This window comes from Xanthomonas maliensis (assembly GCF_009192945.1).
Taxonomy (GTDB): domain Bacteria; phylum Pseudomonadota; class Gammaproteobacteria; order Xanthomonadales; family Xanthomonadaceae; genus Xanthomonas; species Xanthomonas maliensis.
Genome location: NZ_NSET01000059.1, coordinates 36,572 through 58,709, shown reverse-complemented (window position 1 = coordinate 58,709; position 22,138 = coordinate 36,572). Strand labels below are relative to the sequence as shown.

Below are 22,138 nucleotides of genomic sequence, written 5' to 3'. Positions count from 1 at the left end.
CATGCAGGCCGGCAACGGGGCTGGCGCGACCGACCGGCAGTCGCGCAGCCGCCAGGTGAGCGTGGATGGCGCACAGAAACCGGAGTGCAGACGCGCTGCATCAGGATTCAGAGCGTCGTCCACGCCCGCCCGACGGCGCTGCCGTGGTTCTGTCAGCCGCTAATCGGAATGGTCCTGGCCCGACACCACTTGCAGCTCCTCGATCCCGCGTGGCGCCAGGTCGCGCATCAGCGCGGCAAAATCCAGGCCGACCAGTCGTTGCGCACGCCGCAACAGCAACGGCACCGGGCTGGAGGGCTCATGGCGCGCGTAGTAGTCGCACAGCTGATCGAGCATGCGGCGAACATCGTCCGGATGCTCCAGGACCTGCGCCCGCGCTGCGGATGCATTGGCGTCGTCGGCGCCGGATGCTGCATGCTCTGTTGAGGCGGGCGTCGCGCCGGAACGCTCGGAGACATAAGGGCGCAGGAACGCGCGCAACTCGCCCAGATCGTGCGTCAATGGCGCCAGCTCCGGGCCATGTCCGGGGGTGCGCTCGGCAAAGACGCCGGTAATGGCAGCGATATCGTCCTGCGCAGCGGCCAATGCCGCATCCAGATCCAGCAGCGCCTCCAGCGGACAGTCGCGCAGGCAGGCATCGATGGCCGCAAGCTGCGGTGTTTCGCCCACCTCATCGGGCGCGAGCTTGAGCGTGCCCTGCACGATGCGCAGATCCCGCAGCGAAAAGTGCCCAGGATGCAATCCTTTGAACAGGCGGACGTTGCGCAGCTGCGTCAGGGTGCGCTCGTTGTCGGCCAGCGCCGCGATGGCGTTGACGCGTTCGGTCGGGTCGTTGTCCTCATCGGCATCCAGATGGGGATGAACGTCGTCCCAGAACCGTTCCAGCAGGTGCCGGAGCAGCCCGACGCCGCTGGACCAGCCCACCAGCCCGTCCTGGTGCAGGCGGGCGATGCTCAGCAGGATGCCCAGCCGCAGGTCCTTGGAGCGCAACAACAGTTGCTCCGCGCTGTCGGCGACCTGACGCCATTCCGGCGCCTCGGGCACCAGCACGCCCGCGCCCAGTGCGCGCTCCTGACGCGGGCGCGCCAGTTCTTCCAGGCTCTGGAACTCCGGTGTGTATTCCAGGTTTGGACCGGACGGCGCCTGTGCGTCGACCGGCTGCAGTAGCTGTTCGCTGTCGATCTGCATGGCGCGGCTCACGAGACGGACAGCACGAGGTCGCCACGGCCGGCGGTGCGTCCCGATACCGACGGCGCTACCGGCGCGGTGGACGCTTCTGGAACCAGCAGTTCCAGCACCCGCTCGCGCAACCAACGATGCGCGGCATGGCCATCGTTGCGGCGGTGCCATGCCATTGCCAGCGCCATGTCTGGCAGCGGGAAGGGAAGTTCGAAGCAATCCAGCGGTGTATGCCCGCTCTCTGCTGCCAGCGTGGCCGGCACCGTGGCGACCATGTCGGTGCCGAGCACGATGTCGCGCGCAGTGGCGCATTGCGACACGGTTACCGCGATCTGGCGGGTGTGGCCCAGGTGTCGCAGTTGCGCATCGATGGCGAGGTTGCAGGCCTGTGCGTGTGCGACCTGCACATGCGCCAGCCGGCTGTAACTGGCCGCGCTCAGCGCTGCGGTGCCGCGTGGATGGCCACGGCGCTGCACCAGCACATAACGTTCGTCGCGCAGGCGGCGCAGACGCAGCGCGGAAGGAACCGCCTGCGCGTGATCGATCAGCAGATCCAGCTCGCCGCTCTCGAAGGCGTCCAGGCTCGTATCTGCACTGATATGCACGAACTCCAGGCGCATTTTCGGATTGCCTTGGGCCTGGATCAATCCCGCAAGACCCGCACCCAGCGAGCCGATCGCATCGGTGGCGGCAGCAATACGGAAATTCGCCGATGACGTCGACGGATCGAACGCACTGTCCTTGCCGAGCAGACTCAGCTTGCCGATGGCTTCGCGCAGCGGTGAGGCCAGTTGATTCGCACGCGGCGTGGCCACCATGCCGCGGCCGGTGTCCGAGGGCATCAGCAAGGGATCCTTGAACAGCACGCGCAGCCGCGCCAGTTGCGAAGACAGTGCCGGTTGGCTCATGTGCAACCGCTGCGCTGCGTGGGTGACATTCTTCAGCTCGAGCAAGGCGTCGAGGGACACCAGAAGAGGCAAATCGCTTGGTCGGATATTCATGTCTTGGATCGCTCGTAGTGGAAACCAGACGACCTACTGCGTCTGGGCATCCGCTACGCTAGGCAGCCCGCGCTACGTTCCGGTGTCGATCCGCAGCGACTGTGTTTCATTTGTCATAGAGCAGGGCTGCCTTCATCCTGCGGTGTAACGTCCATCCTGCGACCCAGCGCACGTTCCAGTGCCATGGCCAGCGCGCCAAGGTCGAACGGCTGCGCAATGATTTCGGTAATGGCACCGCCCAGGCCCCGGCGTGTCGCCAGGCTCGTCGCACGCGTGGCGAGGATCAGCGGCAGCTTGGGTGTGGCGGCGTGCAGCGCGCCGATGGCGCGTTCGGCATCGCCAGCGCGATCGCGCTTGAGCAACACGCCATCGAAGCGCAGCGGATCGGCGGTGGCCATCGCGACGGCTACCGGCAGCTCCAGCATGCCGACCGGTTCGTGCCCGAGTGCGGCCAGCATTTCTTCCAGGCGGTCGAGCTCGGCCGCGTCGTCGCACAGCAGCAGCAAGCTCGCATGGCGCGAGCGCGTCTTCGGCAGGGGCGCGGCCTGGCGTGCGGCTGCAATGCCTGTGCGCAGCGGCAGCTCGACCACGAAGGTCGTGCCCACGCCCAGTGCGCTGTCCACGTCGATCCGGCCGTCGTGGTTATCGATGATCTTGCGAACCGTTGCCAAGCCCAAGCCGGTGCCGCCGTTGCGGGTGGTAAAGAACAGATCGAAAATACGGTCCAGCTGGTCGGGCGGGATGCCGATGCCGTGATCGCTGACGCGCAGTCGCGCGATCCGACGAAGCGTGCCGTCGGCCGCGGTGCCCTTGGCGGCGGAGAGCTGGATCGTGACCGTGCCGCGCATGTCCATCGCCTGCGCCGCGTTGCTGGCCAGATTGAGGATCACCTGCTGCAGTTGCGCCGGATTGCCCAGCGCATGCAGCGGCTCCTGTTCCTGCTGCAGGTCGATGGCCACGGTCGATGGCAACGAGACCGACAGCAACGAGACCGCGCCCTGCAGCAAGGCGTTCAATTCGACCGGCTGCACGTTGTAGTTCTGCACGCGGCCGAAGCTGAGGATGGATTCGATCAGGTCGTAGGCGTGGGCGGTGGTATGGCTGATCTCGAGCAGGTGCTCCGATGCCGGCGAGTGCGGGGCCAGTTTGGAGAGCGCGATCTCGGCGTTACCGCGGATCGCGCCGACGATGTTGTTGAAGTTGTGCGAGATGCCGCTGGCCATGGTCCCCAGCGTTTCCATCCGTCGCGCCAGTTCCAGGCGATGTTCCAGCGCCAGCGCTTCGTCTTCGAGTCGCCGCCGTTCCAGCGCATCGAACAAGGTATCGAGGGCGATGTGCAGCTGCGGCAACAGTTCGGCCACAGCCATCAAGCCGCGATCGCGGCGCGGGGCGCGGGGGGGCAGCCGCAAGCACAGCAGCGCGACCGTCCCGGCGTCGGCGTGTTGCCGCAGGCATAGCCACTGCGCGCCGCGCACGCGTTCGGGCTTGTCCAACGCGGCGACCGCGCCATTGGCGTCGACAACCAGCACATCGCTGGCGGCGATCGGTCGGGCAGCAGCCAGTGCGGCCAGCAACGGGCCGAACGCCGGGTCTTGCGGGTCGGGCCAGCTCCGCGCGTCGCTGCCGACGGGGACCAGAACGAGACGGGCGCTCGGCAGTTTCGCCCACTTCGCCAAGCGCACCAGTCCGGTCTCGATGCCGGCATCGAGCTGGTGGCGATCGTTGGCCACCAGACGACGCGACACCGCCACCATCAAGCGATCGAACTCCGCGCGTCGACGCAACACCCGTGCGCGCTGCCGCAGCAGCTTGCCCAGGTACAGCAAGGCGACCAACATCACGACGGCCGAGCCCAGCAACAGGAAGCGTACCTGGCGCGCGATCGCCTGCTGGCTGGCATGCTGTTCTTGCAGATACCGCTTGAGCTGCGTGTACGAGGTCAGCGAAGAGATCGGACGCATGCGGCGAATGGTGGTATCGGTCTCCGGCAGCAGCTTCAGCAGCATGCGTCCATGCGGGAGCAGCGACGCGCTGGTCGTCCGTTGTGCCGCTTCGTCCAGGCGCCGGCGCGCCAATGCCACCGCATCGCCGGTCGTGTCCAGGCTCAGGCGTTGCACCGCGCTTGCCAGCATACTCGCCACGCGTGCGGCCACGGGATCGTCGCCTTGCCGGATCTGGGCGCTGCTCTCGCTCCAAAAATAGGCCAGCGAGTTCGACAGCAGCGAGTTCTGCGACTTGAACAGTTCCCGCTGCAGCGATTTCTCGTTGTAGTCGGCGTCCAGCGCCGCGATCGCCTGAGACAACTTGGTGTCATGGTCGGCCAGCTGGCGCAGGTGCTGCAAGGTGGCGCGCGCGTGGGCATCGCCGGTCACGAGCGAGTCGTAGTCGCGCAACAGGCCAATGCGTGCCTTCAATACGTCGTTGTCGAGATTGGTATCGGCCATGTCCAGCGCGTCCAGTGCGTCGAGCGCGTGGCCGTAGCGTTGCGTGTCGCGATCCAGCGCCGCCATGCACAGGCTGAAGAAGATCAGCCCTGCCAGCAGCACGGCGCTGAGGATCGTCGCCCACCTCATGGCGCCGGCGCCGTCAACTGCCGGCCCTGGTGCTTGCCGGTCAATGTCTGCAGGAACGCGGCGATGTCGGCTACATCCGCGGGGCTCAGCGTGACGCCCAATTGCGCTGTGCCCATGGCCTTGATCGCCTGGGGCAGGGTGGTCGCGCTGCCGTCGTGGAAGTAGGGGGCAGTGGTCGCGACGTTGCGCAGGCTGGGAACCCGTAGGATCGGGGTGCCATGCCGTGCCGCGGGAGCGAAGATGCCGCTGCGCTGGAACAGATTGCCGCCCACGTTGACGCCTTGGTGGCAGGAGATGCAGCCGATCGATTTGAAGGTGGTGTAGCCGCGCAACTCCTGGGTGCTCAACGCGGTGTCGCTGCCCTGCAACCAGAGATCGAAGCGACTGCCTGGGGTGACCAACGAGCGTTCGTAGCTGGCGATGGCATCGACTAGCGCGGCACGGTCCGGTGGCCTGCCATAGGCGGCGCGAAAGCGCTCACTGAGAGCGGAGTCCTGTTGCAGGCGTGCCACCACCGTCGCGATATCCGCCCGCATGACGCTGGGGTTTTCCAGCAATGACGCCGTTTGCTCTTCCAGACTGCGAAAATTGCCGCGCCAGCCCAGGCGGAAGTTCGCGGCGGCATTGAAGATGGTGGGCGTATTGAAGGTCGGCGCCGTGCGCCCAGGCATGCGGGTCATCGCATCGGCGGCGGCGCCGTTGCTGGCCAGATGATGGCACGACGTGCAGGCCAGGCGATTGTCGCCCGACAGTCGGCGATCGTTGAACAGCAGCGCGCCCAGCGCCACCTTGCGGCGATCCAGGGCAGTCGCCGGCTGGATGGCATGGATGGGTTCGTTGGTGCGTGCCGATGGCGGTGCCATGCCGGCCGCAGGCACGAACGGCATGGCGAACAACGCGAGCAGAGCGAGCACGATCATGGTGCCAGCCGCCAGCGACCGACGCCGATGGCGATCGCCTGGCCGGTCCGGCGCTAGCGCTTGTTTCATCGATCGTGCTCGACCGAAGGCGTGAAGACATAGCCGGCGCCGCGCTGGGTCACGATCAGTGTCGGTTCGCGTGGGTCCTGCTCCAGCTTGCGGCGTAGACGCAGGATCTGCACATCGATACTGCGATCGAATACGTCCTCATGCAGACGCGTGGCACGCATCAGGTGCTCGCGGCTCAGCGGTCGTCCAGGTGCATCGACGAAGGCGCGCAGCAGTGCATACTCACCCTTGGTCAGCGGAATGGCAGGTGTGCCCGCGCGACCGACCGTGCGGGCCTGCAAATCGAACTCCCAGGCATCGAAGCGCACCCGCCCTTCGCCTGCACCGCGTGCAGCGGCCACCTTGGAGGCAACATGTCGGCGCAACACGGCGCGGATCCGTGCGGTCAATTCATGCAATCCGAATGGCTTTGGCAAGTAGTCGTCGGCGCCCAGTTCCAGCCCCACCACGCGATCGATCTCGTCGCGGCGATGGCCGGTCATGATGATCACCGGAATGTCGGACTCCTTGCGCAAGGCGCGCAACAAGTCCAGACCATCTTCGTGCTTGAGCATCAGGTCCAGCAGCAGGATATCCGGTTCGCGCCGACGCAGGGCCTCGGCGACCTCGCTGCTGCTGGTGGCGACAAAGGCTTCCATGCCGTGGGAGCGGATGTGGCCCATGACGACGTGTGCCATGGCCTGGTCGTCGTCCACCACCAGCACCTTGGCGGCGGGTGCCGGACGTGCAACGGATACGTCGGAGGAGGGGGAGGGGGAATTGGAATGCAGCTTGATCATCGACTCTCGATCCCGGCATGACCGCGTTGGCGGACAGATTCCGAGTGTCGACCGGCTGGGGTCACCGAATCGACCGCGTTGGGGGAGTGCGTCCATGCGCGGCGTGCAACGATACGCCGTCGCGGGGACGGCATCTTCACGCACGATGCTAGGGTGTTTTTGTGTCGCCTTGCTACGTCGACAAGCGGGTGGGCACGATCCGTGTCATGGTCGACGACGACTTCTTCTCCATCTTGTGACCAGCCACTCGCTCTGCGACGACGCGGGCGAGGGACCGATCCCATCGCTAGCCTGATCCGACCACGAGGTTTTCGGATGAACCGCATTGTCGCGCCTGCTTCTGTCGCAGGTGTCCGTCGCCGATGATTGGCGACGGTCCCGTTCGCTTTGACGTCCCGTCAGCCTGCCTTGGCCCTGCGCTTGGCAGTGGACATCGATCTGGCCTTTGTCGCGGCATCATGCGCTGCGCGGTCGATCACCTCCGATACGGTCTGCGCCTGCGTGATGAAGAGCGCGTGGCTTCCCGGCACGGTGGTGATGTCCGCACCGATGCGCTTGGCCATGTGCAGCAGCATCGCCTGGTCGAACGCCTTGTCCTCGGTGGCAATCACGGCCCAGCTCGGTTTGTTCTTCCAGGCCGCATGTTGCAGCCGCTCGCCGAACACGGACATCTTGATCGGCACCTGCGACGCGGCCATGAATGCGGCGTCGGCATCGCTCACATCATTGGCGAAGCCGGCCTTGAAGTTGGCCGGGCGCACGAAGCCGAAGCCGTCGGGCCGGGTGTCGATGACAAATTCCGGTGTCGGCGCGAAACCCTCGTAGAGCTGGGCGGTGGTCTCGCCGACATCGGGCGCGAGTGCAGAGACATAGACCAGGCCGACCACCTTGTCGTGCACGCCAGCCTCGCTGATCACCGTGCCGCCCCAGGAGTGGCCTACCAGGACCGTTGGGCCGTCTTGCTGATCGAGCGCGCGCCGGGTGGCGGCGACGTCGTCGGCCAGCGAGGTGAGCGGGTTTTGCACGATGGTCACGCGATAGCCGCGCTTGACCAGGCGCTCGTAGACCTTGCGCCAACCGGAGCCATCGGCGAAGGCGCCGTGCACCAACACGACATTGCGTGCAGCATCGGCCGGCAGCGCTTCACTGGGGGCAGCGCCTTGGGCAGCACTCATGGTGGCGACAGCCATGGTGGCGGTCAGCAGTAACGGAAACGGGAAGCGCATGGTGGATCTCCTTGGTTGAACGAGCGTGGGTAAACGCGTCAGACGGCTCAGAGGCGATGGGCCGCTTTGATGATGTCGGCGGCGCGTTCACCAATGACCACGCACGGAGCCATCGTGTTGCCGCTGGTGACATTGGGCAGGATCGAGGCATCGGCGATACGCAGGCGATCGATGCCGTGGACGCGCAGTTGGCCATCGACGACCGAGAGGGCATCGCGGCCCATTCGCGCCGTGCACCCCTGGTGCCAGAAGGTGATGGCGGAGTTGCGCAGGTATTGGTCCATCTCGGCACCCGAGAGCGGCCCAGGCATCGCTTCGCGCTTCAGTAATGCGTCGAATGCCGGTGCATGGGCGATCTCCCGGGCAATGGCGACGCTGGCACGCGCCGCCCGTAGATCGTCGGGGTGGGAGAGCGTGTTGGCCTGGATGCGCAGCGGCGCGCTCGGGTCGGCACCGGTCAGGTGCAAGCTGCCGCGGCTCTTGGGATGCGATAGGCCGGCGAACACCATCCAGCCGTGGTCCGGCACGCCCATGTGCGCGGTTTCGGGCGTGGCCACCGGAAATTCCAGCTGGCAGTGGAATACGTCCGGTAGCTGCAGCGCCGGGTCGGTCTTCCAATAGAGCGTGGCTTCCGAGCCGCCATACTGCGCCGTGATCGGCGCCCTGGACGCGAAGATGCAGCCGAAGGCCACATGGTCCTGGTGGTTGCGGCCGACACCCGGCAAATGCTGGACGACGTGGATGCCGTGGGGACGCAGTTCCGATTCGGGGCCGAGCCCGGACTGCATCAGCAGCTTGGGCGTATTGATCGCGCCCAGCGACACCACCACCTCGCGGTCGGCCATGAAGCGTTGGCGACGATCGCCAACGATCGCTTCCACGCCCACCACCGAGTGGCCGTCGAACAGCAGTCGGCTCACCTGCGTCTGCAGCAGCACGGTCAAGTTCGGCTGGTGACGCTTGGGCCACACGTAAGCGCGAAAGATCGAAGCGCGGCTGCCGTCCTTGACGATCAGTTCGGTCAAGGCGACCCCGCCGCGGCCTTCCATCATCTCGCCATTGGGACTATCGAACGTCGGCAGGCCGGTCGATGCGGCGGCCTCGACCATGGCGCTGGCAACCGGATGCGGATCGCGCGCGGTTTCGACATGGACCGGGCCACCGCTACCGCGTCGCAGCGGATCCGCTACGCCCTGCCAGTCTTCGATGCGACGGTAGACATCCAGCACCGAACGATAGCTCCAGCCCTCGTCGCCGGCCTCCTGCGCAAAGCTGTCCCAATCCGCCTGGTGACCGCGTGCCCACACCATCACGTTGATGGCCGAACCGCCGCCCGCCACCTTGCCCATGTTGAGCGGAATCGCGCGATCGTTCAGATGCGGATTGGGCTCGGCAACGAACTGCCAATCGCGCTCGGAGCCTAGATTGAGCGGCCACTGGGTCGGGGTCATCACCTCCGGAACCTCATCGCTGCCGCCAGCTTCCAGCAACAGGACCTCCACCTGCGGATTCTCTGCCAGGCGCGCGGCGAGAGCGCTGCCGGCCGGGCCTGCGCCGCAGACAATGAAGTCGTAATGACGTGTCAGTTGTGGCGTGTCGGCCGTCAAGCGGAGTGGATCTGAAATCATCGACATCTCTGGAATCCGTTAGAGAAGCGGCAAGCTAGCGCCTGCGCTCCGGAAAAGGGCGGGGGATGAATGCACGGCGCAAGCCAGCACCACGCGATCCTGTCGACTCGGCGCATGTGCCGGGCAGCTCCGTGCCAAAGCGATCAAGGACTCTTGATGGCGGCAGCAGAGCCAAGGAACAAACGCGCGGCATCACAGCGCATGTCGATGCCGCTTCGGACACTGCAAGCGCGCCACGACAGGTCGGCCACAGCAGTATCAGCGCTGCACCTGCCAGGCGATATTCGATATTCATCGTATGAAGCGCGAGGCGGACGATATAGCGCGCGTTACTCCAAAGGGGTAAATCGACCGCGCGACTTCCGGGCGATGCGACATCCTTCGCATGCCACTACCATGCGCGTCCGCTGCAACGCCGCTGCCTTCTGAAGGAAGGCGCACTGGCGGACCGCCTTGTCGCATGCTCTGCAGGCTGTCTCAGCGCTTGCGTCGTTCCTGTGCCGACACGCGTTCGTCGTTGGTATCCCGCTGGCCATGAATGACGGCACATGCAGCACTGTCCCAACGCAGTCGATTCCCTCGCACTCCCCCGCACGATGATCATGCAGCAACCACTGAAGTGTACGAGCGCCGAACTACAGGCCAACCCGGAGGTCGTATTTGCACGCTTGCGTCCGCTGACGCCCGTCCTGCAGCGCGACGACGGACTCTATGTCGCGATACGGGCGCAGGATGTGCAGCAGCTGTTCGCCGACCCGCGAACCAGGCAGATGGAAACCGAGATCGCCACCGCGCGCGGTGTCACCGATGGTCCCTTGCTCGAGTTCCTGCGGCACACCATGGTGCTGAGCAACGGAGCGGCACATCGGAACCGGCGTCTGCCGCTTGTTCAGGCATTTGCGTCGTGCTTCGTCCAGGACGTACGCCCCCATGCGCGTCGCATTGCCGAACAACTGATCGATGCGCGCTACGACGCGGGCGGAATGGACGTCATCGGCGACTTCGCAAGCTGGCTCCCTGCGCGTGTCATTTGCCATATCCTGGGATTGCCCGAGACGGACATCCCCGCCTTCACCCCTTGCGTTTACAGCTTGTCACGCGCGTTCAATTCCACCTTTACGCCTGACGAAGTCCCCGAGCTCCAGCAAGCAGCAGGCGAGCTCAATGTCTATGTGCAGGGCCTGATCGCCGACCACCGGCGTCGACCGCGCGAGGACTTCATCACCAGCTACATCGCTGCCAGCGATGCATCCGGACAGCTCTCCCAGACCGAAATGGTTGCGCAACTGATGTCCATCCTGCTGGCCGGGAGCGACACCACGCGCAGCGCCCTGGCGATCCAGACCTCGCTGTTACTGCAGCATCCGCAGCAGTGGCAGGCGGTCTGCAGAGATCCGGCGCTGATTCCGGCGGCAGTGCGCGAATGCCTGCGTTATCAGCCGGCGGTGGCATCGGTGCCGCGAATCACGCTGGAGGACATCGAGCTCGATGGCACTTTGGTCCCCGCCGGGAAGATATTGTCCCTGTCCACGCTGTCGGCATTGCGCGACCCGGCGCTGTATGCGGATCCGGAGCGTTTCGATAGTCAGCGGACCGACGCTCCCAAACGCCAGCTGGTGTTTGGCGGTGGCGTGCATCGCTGCCTCGGTGAGGCGCTGGCCATGATCGAGCTCGAGGAAGCTCTGGCTGCAATGGCGCAGCGTCTGCCGGATATGCGGCTCGACGGCGATCCGGTCGTCGTGCGGGGAGGCTTCGGGATTCGAACGGCGCAGGATTTTCGTGTGAGCTGGGGTAGGGCCGGGACGCAGTGAGCCGCCGGGTCATCCTGGGGCATTACCCTAAAGTGCAATGCGATAGCTGGACTTGGGAGCATTGTGGGAGCGGGGATGCGCCGCTACGTTAATCCATGTTCCAACCGGATCCCTCCGCATGCAACAGCCGCCCCCGATGATGTTTGTGCTGGTCGATGCCAGCCGCTGGTTGACACCGGGGCAACCGATGTCGTGCGGCGAAGAGACAGGTCGGCCTGATGCGCCGGCGATGCTGGTGCTGGGTAGTGGAGCGCATCCTCCCTGCCTGCTGCTGCGCTCGGGCCATCTGGAAGGTGTCGATACACGGCTCGACGCGTGGCTGGCGGAGACGGCTGCGCGGGTGGCGGACGCACGGATGCGTTACGCCGCATTGACGCCACGCGAGCGGCAGGCGCTGCCGCTGATCACCGATGGCCTGCTGAACAAGCAAGCGGCCGCGGCCATGGGCATCAGCGAGGCGACATTGCAGATCCATCGCAAGCGCGTCATGGACAAGATGGGCGCACGGTCGTTCGCCGAGCTGGTCCGGCTGGCCGACCTGCTTGGCCTGTCGAGCGATGCCAAGCGGACGACGCCCCCGCGTGCACTACCTGGCCGTGCCGCCGGTCCGCGTTCCCGCCGGGCCCGCGTCCGGGCAGCGTGAGCACCCGCAGGGCATCGCGCCGCAGATCATTGCAGCTGGCGTTGCTGTGGCTGCTGCTTTGCTGTTGTTTGCCGGTGTTTGCGCAATTGGCGGACTATCCGCTGTCGCAATTGCACCACATGCGCTGGACAGTACAGAACGGCGCGCCGAGCGGTATGGTCGCCTTGGCACAGACGCGCGATGGCTATATCTGGGTCGTCGGTAACGGTGGTTTGTTCCGCTTCGACGGGGTGGAATTCGAGCGGATCCGCCAGGTCGGTGGGATCCAGTTGCCAGTCGCCCAGGTCTATGGCTTGTGGGCACGGCCTGGCGGTGGATTGTGGGTCAACTATCTGTTCGGAGGATTGAGCTTCATCGGCGAGGACGGCAGCTTGCACAACTATTCCAGCGCCGAGGGCCTGCCGCCCAATACCGTGATGAGCTTCGCCGAGGACGCCGCCGGCATCATGTGGGTTGGAACGACGCGTGGACTCTATCGCTTGCACGGCCGGCGCTGGATCCTGGCCGAGGACAACTGGCAGGCAACGACGCCGGGGGTTTACGAGCTTGAACTCGATCGCGATGGAACACTGTGGGCGTACACGAATGAGTCGATCCATTTCAAGCGACGTGGCGAGCAAGGCTTCCAATCGGGATTGAAGATCGCCGGCGAGATGACATGGGGCAACCTGCTGAAGGCGCCAGATGGGCGGGTGTGGTTGCTGCATCAACGCTTGGGGCTGACCGAGCTACGCACGCCACGGTCCCGGAGCACCCTAGCGCTGGAGTGGCGGCAGATCTTCGAGCCTCGCAGCGAGCTCGCCGAGCTGATGATCGACCGTGATTGGAATCTTTGGCACTCCGCCGCCGGCGGCCTCACGCGGACGCCGATCAAGGCAGCGGGGTCCGCGGCCGTCCCAGCGGTCATGCAGGAGAACCTGGCGCCGGATCCGATTCGTCTGTTGGGGGAAACACCGCGCATGGTCATGCAGGATCGCGAAGGAAATGTCTGGGCCGTTTCCGACGGCGGCTTGTCGCGCTTTCGCGCGTCAGCATTCGTGCGCGTGGGGCTTGAACATGCCTCGCGCGGCGCAGGAATGGCGACCGCAACGGATGGGTCGATCTGGGTCAGCGATTCGGAGCATGGGCTGCATCGTCTGCAGAATGGCTTCAAGCAGGAGTCGTTTCATTTCCCGCATGAGGATTATTCGGTCCTGCATCGCGATCATGCGGGCGCCCTGTGGTTCGGTGGACGCACAAGCTCCATTTATCGGCGCAGCGGTACTACGCGTGTCGAATGGCGTCCTAAGGATACGCGGGGCGGTGGCGGTATCCAGGCCATCGTCAGCCAGCCGGACGGCACGCTCTGGGTATCGGTCATCCGGGTCGGCGTATACCGCGTGGTCGACAACCATTGGACGCTGTGGGGCGGGCTCGCCGGGTTGCCGCGCGAGCCGGCGACCTCGATGACATTGGATACTGCCGGCCGACTCTGGCTGGGTTACGTCAGGGACCGGATCGTGTTGGTCGACGGTGACCGGGTCAGCGTCTACGGGGCGGCGGATGGATTGGTCGCGGGCGCGGTGCAGGTCATCGCGGTGTCTGGCCGCAATCTCTGGGTCGGCGGCGAGAAGGGTCTGGCGCGCTTCGATGGCACGCGCTTCCACCCGGTGCTCAGCAGCGAAGGCAACCCGTTCGGCAGTGTCACCGGGCTGATCGAACGCGCCGGTGGTGAGCTCTGGCTCAATACCAGTGACGGCGCCGTCTTGATCGATGCCGACCAGGCGCGCCGCGTTGCCGCCGAGCCGGAGCATCGGGTACGTTTCCGTCTGTTCGATCACCAGGATGGCTTTCCTGGATCGGCGCAGCTGCTGGGTCCCTGGCCCACGGCCGTCGAAAGCAGTGATGGCCGCCTCTGGTTCAGTACGTCCAATGGCGTGGTCACGCTGGCGCCCAGGCTGCTGCCGCGGAACACGGTCGTCCCCCCCGTCTACATCAAGTCCATCACCGTGGATGGCAAGCGCATCGGCGACGATGCAAACACGCGCTCGGTCCTCCAGCTTCCCAGTACGCCGAAGGTGATGCAGATCGCCTATACCGCGCCCAGTTTCACCATGCCCGAGCGTGTGCGGTTCCGCTATCGCCTGGAAGGGTCGCAGATGGGGTGGGAAGACGTCGGCACGCGGCGCGAAGCGTTCTTCACTGGACTTCCGCCAGGCAATTACCGCTTCCAGGTGGTCGCGGCCAATGAGTCTGGAGTCTGGAACGGCACTGGAGCCAGCCTGGCGTTCGTCGTCCCGCCCACCTTCGTGCAGTCGCGCGCCTTCCTGGTGCTGTGCGCTGCCGCGGTTCTAGGGGCCTTTGGCTTGTTGTTCGTGCTGCGGATGCGGCAGATCAAGGCCAAGCTGCAATGGCGCAGCGAGGCCCGGCTGCTCGAACGCGAGCGCATCGCCCGCGACCTGCATGACACCTTTCTGCAAGGCGTGCAGGGCCTGATGCTCAGGTTCCAGTCGGCCGCCGAACGCATCCCGGAAGGGGAGCGCGCGCGCGAGCTGATGGAAGAGGCGCTGGATCGTGCCGACCGGATTTTGGCCGATGGGCGCGACAAGGTGGCCGAGTTGCGGACCTCGATCTGCCTGGATCTTCCCGAGGCTCTGGCGATGTCCGGCAATGAGTTGTCGCGCGACTACGGGGTTGCGTTTCAGGCGCTGGTCGAAGGTAACCGCCGGGAGCTCGATCCACTGGTCGTGGAAGAGGCCTTCCATATCGGTGCAGAGGCGCTGGCCAATGCATTCCGCCACGCATGCGCGACGCACATCAGCGTCGTCACTGTATTCGCGCGCCGGCAGCTGGAAGTCCGCGTCAACGACGATGGCTCCGGTTTCGATCTGTCCGGCGTCAGGGATGGCCGCTGGGGCCTGAAGGGCTTGTACGAGCGCGCGGCCCGGATCCGCGGCAAGTTGCTGGTCGCCAGTCGACGGGGCGTTGGCACGATGGTGCAATTGCAGCTCCCCGCCAAGTGGGCGTATAAGAGGCCGCGAAAGCGGCTCTGGGATTGGCGCAGGGCGTTTGACATTGGGGAGAAACCGACGTGAACCGGGTTGAAGACACCCCGCCTGCGCGCATCACCGTCATGGCCGTCGACGACCATCCGTTACTGCTCGACGGCATCAAGGCAGCGCTGAGCGAACAACCGGATATCGAACTGGTGGCCGAGGCCATGAATGGCCGTGAGGCGCTGGAGCAGTACCGCGTGCATCGCCCGGACGTCACCTTGATGGACCTGCAGATGCCGGCGATGGGGGGGCTGGAGGCCTTGCGCGGCATCCTTGCCGAGTGGCCGGAGGCGCGTATCGTGGTGCTGACCACGTATCGTGGCGATGCGCAAGCGATGAGCGCGCTCAAGAGCGGGGCACGCGGCTTCCTGCTCAAGGGCATGATGCGCAAGGAACTACGCGAGACCATCCGCTCTGTGCATGCCGGCCGCCGGGTGGTGCCGGCGGAAATCGCGATGGAACTGGCCCAGCATGCGGGCGAGGACGACCTGTCTCCGCGCGAGATGGAGGTATTGCGCGAGCTGGCACGCGGCAACGCCAACCGCGAAATCGCCGAGAGGCTCAACGTCACCGAGGGAACCGTCAAGGCCCACATGAAGCGCATCCTCGCCAAGCTGGGCGCAAAGGATCGAACCCATGCAGTGCTGCTGGCACTTAAACGCGGGATTCTCGACGTGTGAGATGCGCCGGCATGCCGTCGCGTCTGGACTGCACTCGCGACGCAAGGTGTGCGCGAAAGCGCGCACCGATCGTCCTCGCCAATCGATCGATGGCCGGGAAGTCGTGCTGTCCTGCCGAGTCCTCAGTAGACAGTGCCATGGCCTGCCAACTGCGGACACTCATGCACGTCGGAGCGTAAACATGATTCAGCGTTGGATAACTGCCGTACTGATTGTCCTCGGTGGATTTCTGCTGGCCGGCGTGTTGGGTGGCCTCGTCACTGCCATCGCCGGCCGGTGGCCGATACCCGGCGCCGGGTTCTGCGCGGCCCTGACCGTGGTCGTTCTCGCCCATATGGCTGCACCTGCGCATAAGCTCGGGGCAGCGCTGGGCGTGCTGGTTGTCGGCTCGGGCTTGGCGTGGCTGTTGCTGGAGCCGGCGTTCTATCCAGAAAGCTATCGGGGTCGCGGCGCGTACCAGCCGACCCATCTGCCGATCGTGGCAACCTACGCGGGTGGACTGGTGGGAGCGCTGCTCGTGCTCGCCGGTCGCTGGCGGTGCCGAGTCGCAAGCCATTCGACGGCGTCGCCTGCAAGGGAAGACCACTGGCCAGAGGCGTCTTGATAAGCGCACGTCACTGCGCGCAAGGATAGGCGACTTTCGTTGATCGTCGGCCTGGCCCGATCTACGGGTCCGCGTTTATTCGGTGACGCCGCCGCGAAGAAATATCGATGAAAATCGGTGCTTTCATTTGTAACTGGCAGTCCATCTCCTTCCTGCCCGCGATGCGGCGTATTGCAGGCCCACTGCCTCACGTTGGGTATCAGTGTGGTCTCGCCACGCCGAGATATACTTTTCCCGGGATTCCTGGGACGACCGCGCTTGCTACCATCAGCGATCAATGACCCGCAGGCCAGGCAGGCGCTGAATGGTCGATTTTCCCGTCAGCAGGATGACAGGACGCCGTGCTGATGCAGAAACTCGGACCTGGCGAGCGCTGCACGATGTCGCGATGGATGCGCCTGGCGCTGCAAAGCGGCATTGCCTGCGCGTTATTGCTGTTTGCAACCGACGTACTGGCGCTCGATCGAGAGCGCCGCTTGTCTCAGTTGCATCATACCGCCTGGACCGCGCGTGATGGCGCGCCGAGTCAGGTACGTGCGCTTGCCCAGACCCGTGATGGCTACCTGTGGATCGGTGGAGCAACCGGCTTGTTCCGCTTCGATGGCGTGACCTTCGAACGCTACGACAGCATTGGCGGCACGCAGCTGCCGTCGCCCAATGTCACCGCGCTGCTGGCGACCCGAGAGGGCGATCTATGGATCGGCTTTCGCAATGGCGCAGTGGCCCGTCTCCGAGACAAGAACTTGCAGGTGTATTCGGGCAAAGATGAGCTCCCACCCGATATCGTGTCCGGATTCGCACAAGATCACGACGGGGCTATCTGGGCCGGCACCGCGCGTGGCTTGGCTGTCCGCGAGGGCAACCGCTGGAAGACGGTCGGCGTGCTGCAGGGCTTTCCGGAAGGTGAGCGCGCGCGGGTGTTGGGCGTCGATCGGACGGGCACGCTGTGGGCCGCCGGCATCGAGAAGCTGCTGTTCCTGCCGCGCGGCGAGCAGGTCTTCCGCGATACGGGCCAGCGATTGAATGATGCCGCTCAAATCGCTCAAGACGCAGCGGGACGCCACTGGATCGCCGAGACAGCGCGTGCGGTTCGGCCGCTCGCGTTGGCAAGCAGCGGCCGTGTCGGCAAGGACGAAGAAATCTGGGTGGGTTCGCAAGCCATCACGTTCGACCGCGATGGCGGGCTGTGGATCGCCACCGTGGGTGACGGCCTACGCAGAATTCCCCACCCTGAACACCCCAGCCCGGCGTCCAGGGTCGAGGCGTTTACGCAAGCAAATGGACTCAGTTCGGACTTTCTAATCGCCGTGCTGGAGGATCGCGAAGGCAATCTTTGGTTTGGCAGCGATAAGGGGATCGATCGGTTCCGACATGGCGATGTCGTGCCAGTGAGTGTGCCCGCCGCACACAGCGGGTTCACCCTGATGGCGGGCGAGGGCGGTGACATCTGGGCTGCCAGTTTCTCGGCCAGACCTCTGCTGCAGATCCGCAGCAACGCAGTGATTCCGCATGCGCAGGTCGTCAATATCGACAGTGCCTATCGTGATCCCGTCGGTGCCATTTGGTGGCCAGGGTATGTTGGTCTCTGGCGCTATTACCAAGGCAGTTTCGTACTGATGCCCTTGCCTGCTGGTGTGCGTGGAGGCGATTGGCTATTGCACACGCTCCACGGCGACGGCAATGGAGGACTGTGGGCCAACATCGGAGGTCATGGGTTCAAGCACTTCCGCGACGGCAAATGGGAAGACACCGCACCGGGCGGCTATCCTGCAGGCGCCACAACTGCGGTATTCGAAGATCCCCAGGGGCGCGTCTGGCTGGGCACGCTGCCCGATCGCTTGCACCGCATCGAAGTTGGAAAAACCCAGACCTATACGAGTGAAGAGGGGCCTCAGGTGGGTCGGGTGATGGCGATCGGTGGCCGCGGACCGCACCTTTGGGTTGCCGGTGAACTCGGACTGGCGCTGTACCACAACGGGCGCTTTTCCAAGATCGTTGCCGCAGGGAATGACACGTTGGGCAGCATTTCCGGCCTGGTCGAAACTGCCTCTGGCGATCTGTGGCTCAACGATGTGCAAGGGGCGATTCGGGTAACGGCTGCAGAGGTCTCGCAGGTGCTCGCCAATCCGAGACATCCGGTGCGTTACCGGAGGTTCGACTATCTCGATGGCTTGCCTGGCGCCCCACAGATGGTGCCGACCAACTTCACCGTGGCCGAAGCCAGCGACGGGCGGGTGTGGTTCGCCACCGACAACGGTCTGGCCTGGATCGATCCCAAGCGCTTGCACCACAATCCGCTACCACCACCGGTGCAAATACGCGCGGTCGACGTGGATGGACGTGCATTATCGCCGGGCCCGCTATTGCAATTGTCGGTCGGGGCGCAGCAGTTGCGCATCGCCTATACCGCGCTGAGCCTGTCGATCCCGGAGCGGGTGAAGTTCCGCTATCGGCTCGAAGGCGTCGATCACGGCTGGCAGGACGCCGGTACCCGCCGCGAGGCGGTCTATACCAATCTCCGGCCGGGGCAGTACCGATTTCGTGTCCTTGCCGCCAACGAGGATGGCGTGTGGAACCAGCAGGGCGCATCGTTGGCGATCCAGATTCCACCGCCGTTCTATCTGACGACCTGGTTCCTGGCGTTGTGTGTGCTGGTCGGGGCCGGAGTGCTGTGGCTCATCTACCTGCGCCGCCTGCGCGTGATGGAAGCGCGCCTGCAAGCGCGCCTGGCCGAGCGCCATCTCGAGCGCGAACGCATCGCGCGCGAACTGCACGATACCCTGCTGCAGGGCATCCAGGGTTTGATCCTGCGCTTCCAGTCGGCGATCGAGAAGCTACCTGCCCAGGAGCCAGTACGTCTCTCCATGGAAGATGCGCTCGATCGTGCCGACGAGGTGTTGAGCGAAGGACGCGATCGTGTGCAAGGCTTGCGTGCGGCCGCCTCACCGATCGATGACCTCCCGCAGGCACTGGCCAGTACGGGCGCGGAGCTGATGCATGGCATTGCACCCGACTTCCAGATGCAGGTGGAAGGGACCCCGAGACCGCTGGAACCGCTGGCGCGCGACGAGATCTTCAGCATCGCACGCGAGGCGCTGGTCAATGCGTTCAATCACGCACGCGCGAGCAAGGTTACCGTCGAGCTCGAATACAGCGCCAAGGCGCTGCGGCTCTGCGTTCGCGACGACGGCGGCGGCATCGATCCCGCCTTGTTGGCAATGGGCGCGCGTCCCGGTCACTGGGGCCTGTCCGGTATGCGCGAGCGCGCGACGCAGATCGGCGCAACGCTCACGCTCCGCAATGCCAGCGCGACCGGCACCGAGGTCGAGCTGCGGGTACCGGCGCGGGCCTGCTACAGGCAGACACGTTACCGTGGGAAGGATTGGCTATGCCGCCTGATCCGCGGAGATCGCTAGACCCAAGACACAAGGACAGGACAGCGTCGAGGAACCTGCCAAGGGCTTGAGCACTGGGTGTATTGGGTGCCGCACGTATCTGAGTAATCGATGACAGTTGCGCCCACGCAAACAAGACGTGAAGGGAAGCAGGACTCGTGCCCGGCTGGCCGTGTGTAGTGCGCATCCAGCAGCGCCTGCGGGTCGCCAACGACGGCATGATCGAGGAGGCTCGGCAGGTCATCATCGACGCACTGGAAGGCATCCCGATCGGGCGTGCTGCCGAACCCGATGAAGTGTCCGACCTGATTGCCCAGCTGGTCTCGGAGCGTGCTGCCGCCATCCATGGCGGCGAGTTCGTCATCGACGGCGGCAACCTTCGAACCGCCTGAAATCAGTGGCGCACTGCTGCGCTCGTAGGTCTGCCTGTGAGGTGCTGCTCGCGATAGGCGTCAGAGGTCCTGATGCTCCAGGCCTCAAAGGCGGGTCTGTCGAACCGAAGCCTGGTTTCCTAGCGTGTCATGAGGGCAGCAAGCATCAGGGCACAAAAGATTCCGGCATGGAGTCTGGATTCGCCGTAATGAGCGAACAGCCTTGGGCTGGCCAGCCAGCCCAGGGCCGCGGCGATCGCCAGCAACATCGCGGGGAGTTGGGTGAGCAAGTGCATGGCCCGCCATGCGAGGGAGAGCCCGAGCACTCCGAACCCAACCTGGCCCAATGCAGCAGCGGTGTTGATGCCGTAGTAAAGCGCTGTCTCCGAACCGCGCTGAGAGGTTTCGCGCAGAGCGTGGGCAATCACATCAGTTGCGAAATGCAGTGCTCCGGTCAGTGCCAGCCAGCCATAGGCGAGATACACAAGGTCGTCATGCATGGTCGGCATGTCCGCAGTTTGGAGATGGAGTGCGTCGCAGCTCGGTCCTCGCGCAAGCGGTGCTTGGCGAGGGTACCGCTCGAGGGTGGATGACGGCAGCGGCAAGATGGCGTGCTGTCGCTGCTGCTTTGAGCGACTGCCCCCGCACCACGCCGACATGCAAGAGCGCGACAGCGAGGCCATCGCGCATCACCGGACGGTGAACTTACTCACAGCCTGCGCGTGGCAAAGCGCGTGCCGGTAAGTTCTTCCGTGACCTCCCACAGACGGGCCGCCGCTTGCATATCGCGGGCCGCTGCGGGAACGGCGGCCACGCCCAGCGGTCCTGCCATTTCGTTTGGACCGGTCGGCCCGTAATACGTCCCGCCGCGCGCCTCGGGTGCGGTGATGGCATACAGCGTGGGCAAGGCGCCCTGGGCCGCGGTCTGTAGACGATCGCGCATCGCTGACCATTGACGCCCTTGGTCGCTGTCCAGTCCGGGTCCGCGTGCCACCAGTTCGGTCACTGCGACTCCAGGATGCGCCGCCAGGCTCTGGATGCCCCAGCTCGCGGCATCGCTGCGCCGTTGCAGCTCGAGCGCGAACATCAGGCAGGCCAACTTGGATTGGGCATATGCGGTCATCGGCTCGTAGGCTTGCGCCGACTGCAGGTCGCCGAAGTCGATGCTGCCGCGGTGGATGGCAATGCTGGACAGGGTCACGACGCGAGGTGCAGCGCTTTTGCGCAACAGCGGCACCAGCTCCGAGGTGAGCACGAAGTGTCCCAGGTAGTTCGTGGCGAGCTGCATCTCGAACCCGTCCGCGGAGGTGCCGCGTTGGGGCGGTGCCATGATGGCCGCATTGTTGATCAACCCATCCAGGCGCGGCAGGGTCTTATCCAGACGCTCTGCCAGCGCACGCACCGAGGCCAGATTGGACAGATCGACCGATTCGAACTGCACTTGCGCGCTGGGGATCTCCTGCTTGATCCGTGCGATCGCTTGCTGGCCACGCTCGGGGTTGCGCGCGGCAATCACCACCCGGCCGCCTGCCGCGGCCAACGCCTTGGCGTCCTCGTAGCCCATGCCGCTGGTTCCGCCGGTAATCAGGAAAATCCGTCCGTTCTGAGAAGGCATGTCGTTCAAGCTCCAATTCGCTTTGGGTGGGGGTTGCGCAGCCGCGTGACCGATCGCAATGGCACAGCTCAGAAGCACGCCGATGCGTGCAAGTCGATTGCGACGCTTGGTGCCTGTGGGAGAGGCGGTGTTGTTCGGCAGTCGTTCGATCATTTCCAGTCCTCGGTTGGGTGATGAAGCAATGCGTACAGCGGACGCAAGTTGACGAATTACAGGGAAGGAGTCGGGGCAGCGGTCGTCGACGCGGCTTGCGGTAAGGAAGAGGCCTGAGGCCCACAACCGAGTCGGGAGGCATGCTCGGACACCAGCGTCAGACGCTTCTCCGCTTCGTTGTAGGCGGAGGCGGCATGGCGATAGCGGGCCGCAACGACCACCGGCACCACCGCATGCCAGGAATCGCCCTTGGCCTCTTCTGCAATGGCTTTTGTTTTGTTCAATTCCGCGGTTTGCTCGTCCAGCTCTGCACAGGACAGCGTCGCAAGTTGCGACGCGGTCACCGTGCTGGTGGGGATCTGCGCGCAGGCAGTCGCCAGCATGGGAACCATCACAAAGATGGACAAGACGTGGGGCGATGGCGTTTTCGGGAGTGTCTGCAGAGCGGGCTGAGTC

At 65.0% G+C, this 22,138-nt stretch carries 17 protein-coding genes and 1 other RNA gene; 7 read left to right on the top strand and 11 right to left on the bottom strand.

The features are described 5' to 3' along the window. Window positions 1–18: 18 nt before the first annotated feature. The 8 genes from CKY51_RS17900 to CKY51_RS17865 form a co-directional block, all read right to left on the bottom strand. A non-coding RNA gene (locus CKY51_RS17900) (sX9 sRNA) lies at window positions 19–101 on the bottom strand. Window positions 102–159: 58 nt separating this feature from the next. After that, entirely contained in the window at window positions 160–1,188 is a 1,029-nt protein-coding gene (gene tssA, locus CKY51_RS17895) for a type VI secretion system protein TssA (protein WP_022972472.1), read from the bottom strand. A gap of 8 nt (window positions 1,189–1,196) precedes the next feature. Next, a complete protein-coding gene (locus CKY51_RS17890; RefSeq protein ID WP_022972471.1) occupies window positions 1,197–2,180 on the bottom strand; it encodes a LysR family transcriptional regulator in 984 nt (327 codons plus the stop codon). 113 nt (window positions 2,181–2,293) lie between these two features. Beyond that, window positions 2,294–4,753 carry a two-component system VirA-like sensor kinase gene (locus tag CKY51_RS17885; protein ID WP_022972470.1) on the bottom strand — a complete coding sequence of 820 codons (2,460 nt, stop codon included), beginning with the start codon at window positions 4,751–4,753 and terminating at the stop codon, window positions 2,294–2,296. Beyond that, window positions 4,750–5,742, bottom strand: coding sequence for a cytochrome-c peroxidase (locus CKY51_RS17880; RefSeq protein WP_022972469.1), 993 nt, complete (start codon window positions 5,740–5,742; stop codon window positions 4,750–4,752). Before CKY51_RS17880 ends, CKY51_RS17885 begins: the two co-directional genes overlap by 4 nt. Then, complete coding sequence (locus tag CKY51_RS17875) at window positions 5,739–6,521, bottom strand: response regulator (RefSeq protein WP_211904916.1); 783 nt, start codon at window positions 6,519–6,521, stop codon at window positions 5,739–5,741. The genes CKY51_RS17880 and CKY51_RS17875 overlap by 4 nt, the downstream gene beginning before the upstream one ends. Window positions 6,522–6,919: 398 nt before the next feature. Further along, complete coding sequence (locus CKY51_RS17870) at window positions 6,920–7,747, bottom strand: alpha/beta fold hydrolase (protein WP_022972467.1); 828 nt, start codon at window positions 7,745–7,747, stop codon at window positions 6,920–6,922. 47 nt (window positions 7,748–7,794) lie between these two features. Then, complete coding sequence (locus tag CKY51_RS17865) at window positions 7,795–9,381, bottom strand: GMC family oxidoreductase (RefSeq protein ID WP_022972466.1); 1,587 nt, start codon at window positions 9,379–9,381, stop codon at window positions 7,795–7,797. A 590-nt stretch (window positions 9,382–9,971) separates the two neighbouring features. Between CKY51_RS17865 and CKY51_RS17860 the strand changes: the two genes are divergently transcribed. From CKY51_RS17860 to CKY51_RS17830, 7 genes are all read left to right on the top strand, one after another. Continuing rightward, entirely contained in the window at window positions 9,972–11,186 is a 1,215-nt protein-coding gene (locus tag CKY51_RS17860) for a cytochrome P450 (protein WP_152249594.1), read from the top strand. 118 nt (window positions 11,187–11,304) lie between these two features. Continuing rightward, complete coding sequence (locus tag CKY51_RS17855) at window positions 11,305–11,829, top strand: response regulator transcription factor (protein ID WP_238319510.1); 525 nt, start codon at window positions 11,305–11,307, stop codon at window positions 11,827–11,829. Continuing rightward, window positions 11,826–14,903, top strand: a complete 3,078-nt coding sequence (locus CKY51_RS17850) for a sensor histidine kinase (protein WP_022972462.1) — start codon at window positions 11,826–11,828, stop codon at window positions 14,901–14,903. Before CKY51_RS17855 ends, CKY51_RS17850 begins: the two co-directional genes overlap by 4 nt. 38 nt (window positions 14,904–14,941) lie before the next feature. Further along, a complete protein-coding gene (locus CKY51_RS17845; RefSeq protein ID WP_052172260.1) occupies window positions 14,942–15,544 on the top strand; it encodes a response regulator in 603 nt (200 codons plus the stop codon). Between the two features lie 181 nt (window positions 15,545–15,725). Further along, window positions 15,726–16,148 (top strand): hypothetical protein, encoded by a 423-nt coding sequence (locus tag CKY51_RS17840; RefSeq protein ID WP_022972460.1) that lies wholly within the window; start codon window positions 15,726–15,728, stop codon window positions 16,146–16,148. Window positions 16,149–16,495: 347 nt separating this feature from the next. Further along, complete coding sequence (locus CKY51_RS17835; RefSeq protein WP_244952553.1) at window positions 16,496–19,564, top strand: sensor histidine kinase; 3,069 nt, start codon at window positions 16,496–16,498, stop codon at window positions 19,562–19,564. A 158-nt stretch (window positions 19,565–19,722) separates the two neighbouring features. Further along, window positions 19,723–19,935 carry an SDR family oxidoreductase gene (locus tag CKY51_RS17830; RefSeq protein WP_022972458.1) on the top strand — a complete coding sequence of 71 codons (213 nt, stop codon included), beginning with the start codon at window positions 19,723–19,725 and terminating at the stop codon, window positions 19,933–19,935. Window positions 19,936–20,054: 119 nt separating this feature from the next. Here the strand turns inward: CKY51_RS17830 and CKY51_RS17825 are convergent, their stop codons facing one another. The 3 genes from CKY51_RS17825 to CKY51_RS17815 form a co-directional block, all read right to left on the bottom strand. Beyond that, window positions 20,055–20,414 (bottom strand): hypothetical protein, encoded by a 360-nt coding sequence (locus tag CKY51_RS17825; protein ID WP_152249593.1) that lies wholly within the window; start codon window positions 20,412–20,414, stop codon window positions 20,055–20,057. Between the two features lie 209 nt (window positions 20,415–20,623). Then, window positions 20,624–21,607 carry an SDR family oxidoreductase gene (locus tag CKY51_RS17820; RefSeq protein WP_272944126.1) on the bottom strand — a complete coding sequence of 328 codons (984 nt, stop codon included), beginning with the start codon at window positions 21,605–21,607 and terminating at the stop codon, window positions 20,624–20,626. Window positions 21,608–21,738: 131 nt separating this feature from the next. After that, window positions 21,739–22,089, bottom strand: a complete 351-nt coding sequence (locus CKY51_RS17815) for a hypothetical protein (RefSeq protein WP_152249592.1) — start codon at window positions 22,087–22,089, stop codon at window positions 21,739–21,741. Window positions 22,090–22,138: the final 49 nt, after the last annotated feature.